At 71.8% G+C, this 12,326-nt stretch carries 10 protein-coding genes and 2 pseudogenes; 8 read left to right on the top strand and 4 right to left on the bottom strand.

Annotated elements, in window-relative coordinates:
• Nucleotides 1–4: 4 nt before the first annotated feature.
• The gene (locus IDM45_RS15675; RefSeq protein ID WP_209423658.1) at nt 5–1,465 is read right to left on the bottom strand and encodes an aminotransferase-like domain-containing protein; all 1,461 of its coding nucleotides are present in this window, start codon (nt 1,463–1,465) and stop codon (nt 5–7) included.
• A gap of 236 nt (nt 1,466–1,701) precedes the next feature.
• On the opposite strand from IDM45_RS15675, the gene IDM45_RS15670 reads away from it, so the two are divergent.
• The 6 genes and pseudogenes from IDM45_RS15670 to IDM45_RS15645 all read left to right on the top strand — a co-directional run bounded on the left by IDM45_RS15670 (nt 1,702) and on the right by IDM45_RS15645 (nt 7,208).
• Entirely contained in the window at nt 1,702–2,301 is a 600-nt protein-coding gene (locus tag IDM45_RS15670; RefSeq protein WP_209423657.1) for a LysE family translocator, read from the top strand.
• 17 nt (nt 2,302–2,318) lie between these two features.
• Nucleotides 2,319–3,245, top strand: a complete 927-nt coding sequence (locus tag IDM45_RS15665; RefSeq protein ID WP_209423656.1) for a DMT family transporter — start codon at nt 2,319–2,321, stop codon at nt 3,243–3,245.
• A gap of 55 nt (nt 3,246–3,300) precedes the next feature.
• Nucleotides 3,301–4,482: an aminotransferase-like domain-containing protein gene (locus IDM45_RS15660; protein WP_209423655.1), complete on the top strand. Its 1,182-nt coding sequence runs from the start codon at nt 3,301–3,303 to the stop codon at nt 4,480–4,482.
• A gap of 39 nt (nt 4,483–4,521) precedes the next feature.
• Nucleotides 4,522–5,445, top strand: a complete 924-nt coding sequence (locus IDM45_RS15655) for a PhzF family phenazine biosynthesis protein (protein WP_209423654.1) — start codon at nt 4,522–4,524, stop codon at nt 5,443–5,445.
• On the top strand, nt 5,442–6,437 hold the full coding sequence (locus tag IDM45_RS15650) for a threonine dehydratase (protein ID WP_209423653.1): 996 nt from the start codon (nt 5,442–5,444) through the stop codon (nt 6,435–6,437). Before IDM45_RS15655 ends, IDM45_RS15650 begins: the two co-directional genes overlap by 4 nt.
• A gap of 97 nt (nt 6,438–6,534) precedes the next feature.
• Nucleotides 6,535–7,208, top strand: a pseudogene (locus IDM45_RS15645) (histidine phosphatase family protein).
• A gap of 2 nt (nt 7,209–7,210) precedes the next feature.
• Here IDM45_RS15645 and IDM45_RS15640 read toward each other — a convergent pair.
• Nucleotides 7,211–8,083, bottom strand: coding sequence for a creatininase family protein (locus IDM45_RS15640; RefSeq protein WP_209423652.1), 873 nt, complete (start codon nt 8,081–8,083; stop codon nt 7,211–7,213).
• A 294-nt stretch (nt 8,084–8,377) separates the two neighbouring features.
• On the opposite strand from IDM45_RS15640, the pseudogene IDM45_RS15635 reads away from it, so the two are divergent.
• Nucleotides 8,378–10,656 (top strand): annotated as a pseudogene (locus tag IDM45_RS15635) (protein-disulfide reductase DsbD family protein).
• A complete protein-coding gene (locus IDM45_RS15630) occupies nt 10,656–11,033 on the top strand; it encodes a hypothetical protein (protein WP_209423651.1) in 378 nt (125 codons plus the stop codon). Before IDM45_RS15635 ends, IDM45_RS15630 begins: the two are co-directional and overlap by 1 nt.
• Nucleotides 11,034–11,043: 10 nt before the next feature.
• Here the strand turns inward: IDM45_RS15630 and IDM45_RS15625 are convergent, their stop codons facing one another.
• Together IDM45_RS15625 and IDM45_RS15620 are read right to left on the bottom strand one after the other, a co-directional pair.
• Nucleotides 11,044–11,505 carry a PaaI family thioesterase gene (locus IDM45_RS15625; protein WP_209423650.1) on the bottom strand — a complete coding sequence of 154 codons (462 nt, stop codon included), beginning with the start codon at nt 11,503–11,505 and terminating at the stop codon, nt 11,044–11,046.
• Nucleotides 11,502–12,206 carry a transglutaminase-like domain-containing protein gene (locus IDM45_RS15620; protein ID WP_209423649.1) on the bottom strand — a complete coding sequence of 235 codons (705 nt, stop codon included), beginning with the start codon at nt 12,204–12,206 and terminating at the stop codon, nt 11,502–11,504. The genes IDM45_RS15625 and IDM45_RS15620 overlap by 4 nt, the downstream gene beginning before the upstream one ends.
• Between the last annotated feature and the right edge of the window lie 120 nt (nt 12,207–12,326).

Below are 12,326 nucleotides of genomic sequence, written 5' to 3'. Positions count from 1 at the left end.
GCTTTCAGCCGTTTTTGACCATTTTTTTCCAGGTGTGCCAAAAGCCCGGCTCCTGCGTCGTGCCGAAGTTGATGCGCATTAGCGTGCGCGGCTCGCGCGTGGCGTGGAACAGCGAGCCGGGGGCGATCAGATAGCCCTCATCCAGCATCCGCTGGGCCAGCGCGTCGGTGTCCACGCCGGTGTCCACCCAGCCGAACATGCCGGCTGGCTCGGCGGCGAAGCGGCAGCCCGCCTCCAGCGCCAGCTGCACGCTGCGCGCGCGCGCCTGCGCCAGCTGCTGGCGGATGCGCTCGCCGTGGCGGCGCAGCTGGCCTTGTGCGATGCACAGCGCCAGCGCCTTTTCCAGCAGCGCCGGCGTGGTCAGCGTGGACAGCAGCTTGGTGTCCAGCAGCCGCTCGACCAGGTGCGCCGGCGCGGCCAGGTAGCCGATGCGCCAGTTGGGCGCCAGGATCTTGGCAAAGCCGCTGACGTACAGGGTGCGCTGCAGACCATCGAGCGCCGCCAGCCGCGTGGCGTGCGCCGGCGCGATGTGGCCGTAGGTGTCGTCCTCGGCGATGTAGAAGTCGTGCTGCTGCGCCAGTTGCAGGATGCGGTGCGCGCTGGCCGGCGACAGGCTGTGGCCGGTGGGGTTGTGCAGCACGCTCACGCTCACGAACAGCTTGGGCGCGTGCAATTCGCACAGCCGCGCCATGACGGCCAGGTCTGGCCCATCGGGGCCGCGCGGCACGGGCAGCACGCGCATCCCCAGCGCGTCCAGGCGGGCGAATTCCACGCTCCAGCCGGGTTCCTCCACCAGCACCGGATCGCCCGCACGCAGCAGGGCGCGGCTGATGATGTCCAGCGCCTGCGTCGCGCCCAGGGTGGTGATGATTTGCTCGGCTGCGGCGGGGATTTGCAGGTCGCCCAGGCGCTGCGCCAGTACCTGGCGCAGACCGGCGTCGCCCATGGGCTCGCCATAGCTGAACGAGCCTTCCTGCAGCGCGTCGCTGGCCGCCACCTTGCGCACCGCCGCCGGCAGAAAGCGCGCCTCCTGCAGCCACGCCAGCGGCAGCACGCCGGCACCGGGCTGTGGCCGCGCCGAGGGATGGTGGAACATGCCGCGGATCAGCGCCGTGGCGTTGATGCGCGAGCCGCAGGCGCGCCCGGCCTGCACGGCGCTCTGCAAGGTGTTGCCGGCAGCATCATTTTTGATAGCTGTCAGCGCTTGCCCTGCAAGGCTTGAAGGCGTTTTTTGCCCTAAATCTCGGACGTAGAAGCCGCGCTGCGGCTGGGCCAGCACCAGGCCCTGCGCCAGCAGCTTGTCGTAGGCGGTGACCACCGTATGGGCGCTCACGCCCTGCTGGCGCGCGCACTCGCGCACCGAGGGCAGCCGGGCGCCGGCGGGCAGCAGGCGCGCGTGGATGCGCTCGGCAAAGCGCTCGGCGAGTTGGTCGGCCAGGGTGCGGTCGGGGCTGCGGGTCAGCATGGGGCGCTCATGTATCGGTGGCATGTGTGGGCAGCATGTGTCGGCGGGTGGGCGATACAGTTGCTGCGTGTGTGGGGCTGCACTGTATTGGTACTGTAATGGCGCCAGGCTCTACAGTCGTTGTACGCCGTGCGTTTTGCGGCGTGCGGCTGTTCACGCACAACGCCCGACGCCCAACCTCCCCAGACACGAGCAAGCGGCGATCCGCAGCGCTCCAGAAGAAACCGTCCCCTCCCATGCCCCTGGTTGAATTCACTGCCCTGCTGGTGCTGGCCACCGCCATGAGCTTCACGCCCGGCCCCAACACCACGCTGTCCACCGCCCTGGCGGCCAACCGGGGCCTGCCGGCGGCGCTGCGCTTCGTGGTCGCCGTGCCGGTGGGCTGGAGCTTGCTGCTGCTGCTGTGCGCCGGCGGCCTGGGCGCGGCGGTGGTGGCGGTGCCGGCGCTGCGCTGGGCCATCAAGGCGCTGGGCATTGGTTATCTGCTGTGGCTGGCGTTCAAGCTGGCGCAGTCGGCCCGGCTGTCCGAGGCCGACGCCAGCCGGCTGTCGGTGGGCTTTTGGCAGGGCGTGGCCCTGCAGTTCGTCAACATCAAGGCCTGGCTGCTGGCGCTGACCATCGTCGCCGGCTGGGTCATCGGGCACGACGATGGCGCCACGCGCCTGGGCATCGTGCTGCCGGTGATGCTGTTCTTCGCCTTCACCAGCAACCTAACCTATGCCGCCGTGGGCGCGCTGCTGCGCCACTGGCTGGCGCACGGCCAGCGCCTGCTGTGGTTCAACCGCGCCATGGCGGCCATCCTGGTGGCCACGGCGCTGTGGATGGTGGCGGCATGAGGCCGGCCCGTGCCGCAATGCCAGGCCGCCAGGGTCTGGCCAGCCCGTGGGCTGGCGCCAGCGCGCAGACCCGGGGCCTGCTGCTGGGCCTGTTGGGCGTGGCCATCTTCGCGCTCACGCTGCCCATGACGCGGCTGGCCGTGGGCACGCCCGAGGCGCCGCTGATGAGCGGCCTGTTCATCGCCATGGGCCGCGCCGCCGTGGCCGGGCTGCTGTCGGCGCTGCTGCTGCTGGCGCAGCACGCGCCGCTGCCCGCGCGCGCCGATCGCTGGCCGCTGGCGCTCACCGCGCTGGGCGTGGTCTTCGGCTTTCCGCTGCTGACCTCCTGGGCCATGCGCCATGTGGGCGCGGTACACGCGGCGGTCATCATCGGGCTGCTGCCGCTGGCCACGGCAGCGGCGGCAGCGCTGTTGCACCGCCAGCGGCCTTCGGGCGCTTTCTGGGCCTGCGCGCTGCTGGGCTCAGGCCTGGCGGTGGCCTACGCGCTGCTGCGCTCGGGCCAGCCGGGCCTGGCGCTGCACCCGGCCGATTTGCTGCTGATGGCCGCCGTGGCCTGCGCCGCCGTGGGCTACGCCTGGGGCGGGCGGCTGTCGCAGCACATGCGCGCCGACGCGGTGATCTGCTGGGCGCTGGTGCTGGCGCTGCCCATCACGCTGCCGCTGGCGCTGTGGTCGTGGCCGCGCGCGCAGCTGCCGGCCTCGGCCTGGGGCGGCTTTGCCTACGTCGCGGTGTTTTCCATGTGGCTGGGCTTTTTTGCCTGGTACCGGGGCCTGGCCCTGGGCGGCACGGTGCGCGTCAGCCAGGTGCAGCTGGCCCAGCCCTTCCTGAGCATGGTGTTTGCCGTGCCGCTGCTGGGCGAGTCGCTGGACGCGGCCAGCCTGGGCTTTGGCCTGGCCGTGCTGGCCACCGTGGCCGTGGGCCGGCGTATGCCCGTGGCACGCTGAGCCTGCCTGCCCTTCCCCCACCCCCTTGTCCCCTGCCCCTGTTGGAGATGACGCAATGACGAACTGGACGCTGGCGCAGCGCGCCGCCCGGATGAACCCTTCCGTGATCCGCGAGATCCTGAAGGTGACCGAGCGGCCCGGCATCATCAGCCTGGCCGGCGGCCTGCCGGCGCCGCAGACCTTCCCCATCGAGGCCTTTGCCGATGCCGCTGCGCAGGTGCTGGGCCGCGATGGCGCGGCCGCCCTGCAATACGCCGCCAGCGAGGGCTACGCGCCGCTGCGCCAGGCGGTGGCCGACTCCCTGCCCTGGGAGGTGCATCCGGATCAGGTGCTGATCACCACCGGCAGCCAGCAGGCGCTGGATCTGGTGGCCAAGGTGCTGATCGACGAAGGCAGCCGGGTGCTGGTGGAGACGCCCACCTACCTGGGCGCGCTGCAGGCCTTCGCGCCCATGCAGCCGCGCATTGAGGCCGTGGCCAGCGATGAGGACGGCATCGATGCCGACGACCTGGCCGCCAAGGTGGGCAGCGGCGCAGACAAGGCACGTTTTCTGTACGTCCTGCCCAACTTCCAGAACCCCACGGGCCGCACCATGACCGAGGCGCGCCGCCAGCAACTGGTCGAGCGCGCCGCGCAGCTGGGCCTGCCCCTCCTGGAGGACAACCCCTATGGCGACCTGTGGTTCGACCAGCCGCCGCCGGCGCCGCTGTCGGCACGCAACCCCGAGGGCTGCATCTATATGGGCTCGTTTTCCAAGGTGCTGGCGCCGGGCCTGCGCCTGGGCTTCGTGGTGGCGCCGGCGCACATCTACCCCAAGCTCCTGCAGGCCAAGCAGGCAGCCGACCTGCACACGCCCAGCTTCAACCAGCGCCTGGTGGCCGAGGTGCTGCAACACGGCTTTCTGGAGCGCCATGTGCCCACCATCCGCCAGCTCTACCAGCGCCAGTGCCAGGCCATGCTGGCCGCGCTGGAGCAGCACCTGGCGCCGCTGGGCGTGAGCTGGAGCCGGCCAGCGGGCGGCATGTTCCTGTGGCTGCGCCTGCCCGCCGGCCTGGATGCGCTGGAGCTGCTGCCACGCGCCGTGCAGCGCGGCGTGGCCTTCGTGCCCGGCGCAGCCTTCTACGCCGAGGATGCCGACGCGCGCACGCTGCGCCTGTCGTTCGTCACCGCCAGCGAGGAGCAGATCGGCACGGCGATTGCCGCGCTGGCCGATGCCATCCGCAGCGGGTGCGCCTGAGATTTTTCCCCGCCCCACACCCACCCGCAGGAGTTGCCCATGCGCCAGCGCCCCTTCAGCCAAGTCGATGTCTTCACCGCCACGCCCTACCTCGGCAACCCGCTGGCCGTGGTGCTGGACGGCGAGGGGCTGACCGACACGCAGATGCAGCAGTTCACCGACTGGACGAATCTGTCCGAGGCCACCTTCGTGCTGCCGCCCACCGAGGCGGGCCGCGCCGCCGGGGCCGACTACCGGGTGCGCATCTTCAGCCCCGGGCGCGAGCTGCCCTTTGCCGGCCACCCGACGCTGGGCACCTGCCACGCCTGGCTGGCCGCCGGGGGCGTGCCGCAGGCACAAGCGCACATCGTGCAGGAGTGCGGCGTCGGCCTGGTGCGCCTGCGCCGCGACGGCCCGCGCCTGGCCTTTGCCGCCCCGCCCCTGATCAGGAGTGGCCCGCTGCCCGAGGACGAGGTGCAGCGCATCGCACGCGGCCTGGGCCTGGCGCGCAGCGACATCGTGCGCCACGCCTGGTGCGACAACGGCCCGCGCTGGCGCGGCGTGCTGCTGGCCTCGGCCGAGCAGGTGCTGGCCCTGCAGCCCGACGCCGCCATGCTGGCCGGGCTGGACGTGGGCGTGGCCGGAGCGCGCGGCAAGGTCGGCGTCATCGGCGCGCAGGCGCCGGGCACGGGCACGGGCACGGGCACGGGCACAGATGCGGATACGGATATGGACACGCATTTCGAGGTGCGGGCGTTCTTCAGCACCGGCGCCGGGGTGCTCGAAGACCCGGTCACCGGCAGTCTGAACGCGGCCCTGGCGCAGTGGCTGATCGGCGCCGGCCTGGCGCCGCCGCGCTACGTGGCGGCGCAGGGCGCGGCGCTGGGCCGCGCCGGGCGCGTCCACGTCGAGCAGGCGCCGGACGGGCAGATCTGGATCGGCGGGCACACGGTGGCCTGCGTGCGCGGCGAGGTGCTGCTGTGAGCACGCCTGCCGCACCCCGCCTGCCCACCCTGGCCGAGATCGAGGCCGCCGCGCGCCTGGTGTACGGCCAGTTCCAGGCCACGCCGCAATACCGCTGGGGCTTGCTGGAGCAGCGCCTGGGCACCGAGTGCTGGCTCAAGCACGAGAACCACAACCCCGTGGGCGCCTTCAAGATACGCGGCGGGCTGGCCTACTTCGACGCCCTGGCGCGCAGCGGCCAATTGCCGCGCGAAGTCATCAGCGCCACGCGCGGCAACCACGGCCAGAGCATCGCCTGGGCGGCGCGCGGGCGCGGCGTGGCCTGCACCATCGTCGTGCCGCTGGGCAATTCGCTGGAAAAGAACGCCGCCATGCGCGCCCTGGGCGCGCAGCTGGTCGAGCACGGCGAGGACTTCCAGGAAGCGCGCGAGCACGCGCTGCAACTGGCCCGCGAACGCGGCGCGCACATGGTGCCCAGCTACCACCATGACCTGGTGTGCGGCGTGGCCACCTACTGGCTGGAGCTGCTGCGCGCCGCCCCGCACCTGGATGTGCTCTATGTGCCCATCGGCCTGGGTTCGGGCGCCTGCGCGGCGGTGGCTGCCAAGCTGGCACTGGGGCACCCGGCGCGCATCGTCGGCGTGGTCAGCCGCCATGCCACGACCTACGCCGACTCGCTGGCTGCCGGCCATGTCGTGGCGTCTGCCGTCAGCACGCAACTGGCCGACGGCATGGCCGTGCGCGTGGCCGACGCGGCTGCGCTGGCCGTGCTGGCGCAACACCTGGAGCGCATCGTGCAGGTGAGCGACGACGAGGTCGCCGCCGCCATGCGCGCGCTGTTTGCCGACACGCACAACGTGGCCGAGGGCGCCGGCGCCGCCGCCCTGGCTGGCGCCTTGCAGGAGCGCCAGCAACTGGCCGGGCAGGCCGTGGGGCTGGCGCTGACTGGCGGCAATGTCGATGCCGGGGTGTTCGCCCGCGTGTTGCTGGGGGGCTGCCAGGCAGGGCAATAGGCGCAGCAGCGGCCTGGGCAGGCAGGTGCCGGCGCTGCGCCAGGCCCGTCACACCTGCGACAAACGCGCCGCGCCGGCGTCCGCACAATCGCCGCGCATGGGAACCCTCTACCTTGTGCGCCACGGCCAGGCCTCGTTTGGCGCCGACGACTACGACCGCCTGAGCGAGCGCGGCCACGCGCAGGCGCTGCGCCTGGGCCAGTACTGGCGCGAGCGCGGCCTGCGCTTCGATGCCGTGCTGGCGGGCACGCTGCTGCGCCACACGCAGACACTGGACGGCATCGTGGCCGGCCTGGGGGCGATGTGCCCCAGGCCATCGCCCTGCCCCAGCTCAACGAGTACGACAGCCTGGCGCTGATCCGCAGCGTCCATCCCTCGCCGCTGCCGCCGCCTGCCACGCCCGAGCTGTACCGGCAGTACTTTCGCCTGCTGTGCGATGCGCTGGCGCAGTGGATGGGCGGCACCATCAGCCCGGCGGGGATGCCGGACTGGGAGACGTTTCGCGGCGGCGTGCGCGGCGTGCTGGAGCAGGTGCGCCAGCAGCACGTCGGCGCCAATGTGCTGCTGGTGTCCAGCGGCGGGCCGATCTCGGCGGCCATCGGCGAGGTGCTGTCCACCCCGCCCGAGGTGACGATTGCGCTGAACATGCGCATCAGAAACAGCGCCGTGAGCGAGTTCAGCGTCGCGCCGAAGCGGCTCATGCTGCAGACCTTCAACAGCCTGGCGCACCTGGATGCGCCGGAGTATGCGGACTGGACGACGCACGCCTGAGTTCAGCCTGTTTCCAGTGCGAGGGGAGGCAAATCCCCCAGCTCCTGCAGCAGCTTCGCCAACGCCTGCCCGGCGGCCTCGACCACGGCGCGGCCCGCGTCCGCCGTTGCCCCGGCAGCATTGCCCACGGCGCCTGCCGGGTGGTAGTCCTCGATGGCCCAGCCCATCTTGGCGCTGCGGCCATTGCCCAGGATGGCGTAGCGCTCGACCCGATCCTGCGATGACGAGCGCCAGTGCTGCGCGCACTCCATGCGCACCAGCTGCGGCGCCAGATGCAGCATCATGGACGTCTCGATCTCGCCGCCGTGGATGCCGAAGCGGTGCTCCTGCGCCGAAAACCGCTGCTGCACGGCGTCCGGCAGCGGCAGGCTGAACCAGCTGGCGCTGTAGGTCAGCAGGCCGCAGCGCTGGCGCAGCTCGCGTGCGGCAATGTCCATGGGCGCGACGTTGCCGCCGTGGCCGTTCAGCAGCAAGAGCTTTTTCACCCCGGCGCGCGCCACGCACGCGCCCAATTCCGTCCACAGCGCCAGCAGCGTCGCCGGCGCCAGCGTCAGCGTGCCGGGATACGACAGGTGCTCGGTGGACAGGCCGATGTCCTGCGGCGGCAGCACCAGCACTGGCAACGACTGCGGCAGCTGCGCCAGGGCCGCATCCAGCACGCCCTGCAGCAGCAGCGCATCCACATTCAGCGGCAGGTGCGGGCCGTGCTGCTCGATGGCCGTCACCGGCAGCACGGCCACGGTGCGCGCGGCCAGGCCCGCCTCGCGCGCAGCGGCGAACTCGCGCGTGGAGAGCTCCGCCCAGAAGCGGCTGGAGTAGCTGGAGCAGGGCGACGTGGAGGGCGGGAGAGGAGGCGACGAGGGAGGCTGCGGCATGGCGGCGATGGTAGTCGCGCCCACGGTCTTGGAAGGTTGTGCGTTGCACGTGAGCTTTGTGCTCCCCGGCGTGGTGCGCTCGACCGGCGCGGTGCTGGTGCCGCTGGCCATCCGGGCCGCAGCCGCAATTGGAGCCGGAGCCGGAGCCGGCCTGAGAGCGTTTTCACGATCCCCGCGCGGCTTGCCCGGCCCGGTGCAGGGTCGGCGCAGCTTTCACTACCATCGATGGCCATCTCCGCGCCGCACCCCGCCCGCGCCGGAACCATCCACGCCCGCCGCTCTCCATCACCCATCATGTTGGCCCGACTGCACCAGCGACTGCTCCAAGTCGCTCTTTTTTTGATAGCTGCCTGCGCGCTCCCGACAACGGCTTTTGCCCAATTTCAGCTCAAAAACCTGGGCGCTGGAGCGCCCGGCGCCAGCACGCTGGCCACGCCCTACGTCAGTGCCGAGCTGGTGGCGCACGCGCCCGACGGCATCGGCCCGGGCAAGGCGCTGACGCTGGGCCTGCTGATCCGCCATCAGCCCGACTGGCACACCTACTGGAAGAACCCCGGCGATTCGGGCCTGCCAACCGAGCTGGCCTGGCAGTTGCCGCAGGGCATGGATGCCGGCGAGATCGCCTGGCCGGTGCCGCGCAAGTTCCCCCTCGGCAGCCTGGCCAACTACGGCTACGACGGCCAGGTGCTGCTGCCCGTGCCCATCACTGTCTCGCCCGCCTGGCAGCCGGCGCCACTGGCCAAGGAGGCCACCTTCCAGCTGCGCGCCTCGTGGCTGGTGTGCCGCCAGGAGTGCATTCCCGAGGACGGCGAATTCACCCTGCAGGTACCCATCGAGGGCACGACGGCGCTGCACGCTGCGGCCTTCCAGGCGGCCGCCGAGGCCCAGCCGCAGCCGTTGGCCGTGGGCGCAGGCAGCCAGGCGCGCGTCGTGGAGGGCGCTGGCGCACAGGCCGCGCATGGCGACGCTGGCGCGGCAGGTGCCGGTGATGCGCTGGAGCTGCGCGTGGCCGGCCTGCCCGCCGCCTGGCAGGGCGCCGAGCTGGGCGTCTTTGCCGAAACCCCAGACGTGGTGCAGACCGCTGCCACGCCCGTGCAGCAATGGCACGGCGGCGGCATCTGGACGGCGCGCGTGCCGCTGTCGCCCGACCGCGCGGCCTCGCCCGAGCCGCTGCCACTGGTGCTGACGCACGCGGGCGGCGGCGTGCAGATCGCCCTGCCGGTGCCGGGCGGCTGGCCGGCGCTGGAGCTGCGCGCCGGCGTCTCGCCCGCGCTGGCGGCGGCGCTGGCAGCCAATGCCGCGCAGGCACAGACGGCACCCACGGGGCCGGCACCGGCCAGCATCAGTCCGGCGCCGCTGCCGGTGTGGCTGGCCGCGCTGGGTGCTGCCGTGCTCGGCGGGCTGCTGCTGAACCTGATGCCCTGCGTGTTCCCGGTGCTGGCCATCAAGGTGGTGGGCTTTGCCCGCCACGGGCAGGACTTGCGCGCCCAGCGCCTGGGCGGCCTGGCCTATGCCGCTGGCGTGCTGCTGTCGTTCATGCTGCTGGGTGCGCTGATGCTGGCGCTGCGCGCGGCGGGCGAGGCCGTGGGCTGGGGCTTTCAGCTGCAGTCGCCGGTGGTGGTGGCGGGGCTGGCCGCGCTGTTCACGCTGATCGGGCTGAACCTGGCCGGCCTGTTCGAGTTCGGCCACCTGCTGCCGTCCTCGGTGGCCAGCGTGCAGGCGCGCCATCCGGTGCTGGACGCCTTTCTGACCGGCGTGCTGGCCGTGGCCGTGGCCTCGCCGTGTACGGCGCCCTTCATGGGTGCATCGCTGGGCCTGACGGCCACGCTGCCGGCAGCCCAGGCGCTGGCCATCTTTGCCGCGCTGGGCATCGGCCTGGCCCTGCCCTATGTGCTGGCCGCCTGGCTGCCGGCAGTGGCACGCGCCCTGCCGCGCCCCGGCGCCTGGATGGACACGCTGCGCCGGCTGCTGGCCTTTCCGATGTTTGCCACCGTGGTCTGGCTGGTCTGGGTGCTGGGCCAGCAGACCGGCATCGACGGCGCGGCCATGCTGCTGGCGCTGCTGGTGGCGCTGGCGCTGGTGGCCTGGACGCTGGGCCTAGGCGGGCGGGCGCGGCTTGTATTTGCTCCTGTTTCGATAGCTGCCAGCGCTTGGCTGGTATGGGTTTGGGGCCAACACTCATACAAATCGAACCACTGCCCAACACTGTGGCGGCCAGCAGCGCGCCCCAGCAGCAGGCCTGGCAAGCCTGGGCGCCCGATTTGCCGCAGCAGCTGCTGGCGCAGGGCCGGCCCGTGTTCGTCGATTACACCGCCGCCTGGTGCGTGACCTGCCAATACAACAAGCAGACTGCGCTGGCCGACGAGCAGGTGCTGCAGGACTTTGCCGCCAAGGGCGTGGCCCTGCTGCGCGCCGACTGGACGCGGCACGACCCGGCCATCACCGCCTCGCTGGCGGCACTGGGGCGCTCGGGCGTGCCGGTCTATGTGCTGCACGCGCCGGGGCGCGCGCCGCTGGTGTTCAGCGAGATCCTGCGCGCCGGCGAACTGCGCGCGGCCATCGCCGGTCTGTGATGCCGGCGCTGCGCATCGTCGATTCCATCACCGAGCTGCGCCCGCAGGACGCCGGCTGCGTGGCCGTCAGCGGCTCGCACGGCGGCCACAGCGCCTCGCAGTACGCCATTGCCGCGCGGCCACTGCTGTCGGTGTTCAACGATGCCGGAATCGGCAAGGACGGCGCCGGCATCGCCGCGCTGGAGCTGCTGCAGGCGCAAGGCCTGGCCGCTGCCCTGGTCGGCCACGACAGCGCGCGCATCGGCGAGGCGCGCAGCACGCTCGAAGACGGCGTGATCCGCCACGCCAATGCCCTGGCGCGCACCCTGGGCGTGCTGCCGGGCATGAGCTGCCGCGAGGTAGTGCGGCGGCTGTGCGGCGCTGCGGCCGGCGCCTGAACAGCCGGCTTCAACCAGTGAAATTGTCCGGCAGTGGCGGGCCGATCTTGAATACGCCGCTCACGCGCGCGCAGGGCGTGCCATCGGCGCTCACCAGGCCTTGGGCGAACACCAGGGAGCGCGTGGCGCGCAGCAACTCGCCCGTGCCCTCCAGCCAGCAGCCCAGCGGCGAGGGCGCCAGGTAGTCGATCTGCAGGCTGATGGTGGGCAGGAAATGCCCCTTGACCGGCCCCGGCTGGCCCAGCACCGCCATGGGCAGCAGCATGTCGCAAAAGCTGGCCATCATGCCGCCATGCAGGATGCCCATGGGATTGCAGTGGCGCTGCTCGACGCGCAGGCCAAAGCGCACCGCAGCGCCATCGCGGCGCGCGTACAGCGGGCCGTTGACCTGCATGAAGGGGCCGCCGGCCTGCAGGAGCTCAAAGCCGGGCGGCGGCATTGGTGCATCGGTGGGCGCGGGTTGCGGGCTCATGGCTGGGCTTTCTCTTTCTCTTTCTGTGTCTCCTGGCGCACCTCGGCGGTGAAGTCCGCTGTCGCCAGTTGCGCGGCGTCTGCGGCATCCATCAGGCCGGGGTAGAGCCGGACAAAGTCCTGCACGATGTCAGCCAGCGGCAGATCATCGAAGCTGCCGCGCTGGTGGACGTACTCCATGTGGCGCTGGCCAGCGGCGTCGTAGGGGTGGTAGATCGAGTCGCTGACGCCGTCGAACTCCAGCGCCAGCAGGCCAAAGCGCTGGCACAGCTCCAGGTTGAAGGCTGGCGTGGCCTTGACCCATTGCCCGTCCAGCCACAACTCGGTGTAGCCATGCCAGTGGAAGACATCGGTCTGCATGGCACGGCGCATACGCTCGGTGCTCAGGTGGTTGCGCACGTCGGCAAAGCCCAGCCGCGCCGGGATACCGGCAGCACGGGCGGCGGCCGCCAGCAGCACGGCCTTGGGCACGCACCAGCCGTAGCCATTGGCCAGCACCTGGCTGGCCGACAGGCCACGCACCGACAGCTCGATGCGGTAGGGGTCGTAGCGAAAGCCGTCGCGCACGGCCAGGTACAGCGCCACGGCCTGCGCCCGGGCATCCCGGCCCTGGGCGTGCTGCCGCGCGAAATCGCGCACGGCGGGATGGTCGCAATCGATGGCCGGTGTGGCCTGCAGGTGCTGGGGGCGCGGCTGATCCATCGCCTGACCATAGCGCAAGCCGGCGCCCATCCCTAGAGGGCTGGCCCGCCGCACTGTCGTGCAGGCGACTGGCGAGGCGACAACCCTTTTGCCACGCCAGCCTATGCGCGCGCTGGCACA

The organism is Melaminivora jejuensis (assembly GCF_017811175.1).
GTDB lineage: Bacteria > Pseudomonadota > Gammaproteobacteria > Burkholderiales > Burkholderiaceae_C > Melaminivora > Melaminivora jejuensis.
This window is presented reverse-complemented; position numbering and strand designations above follow the sequence as displayed.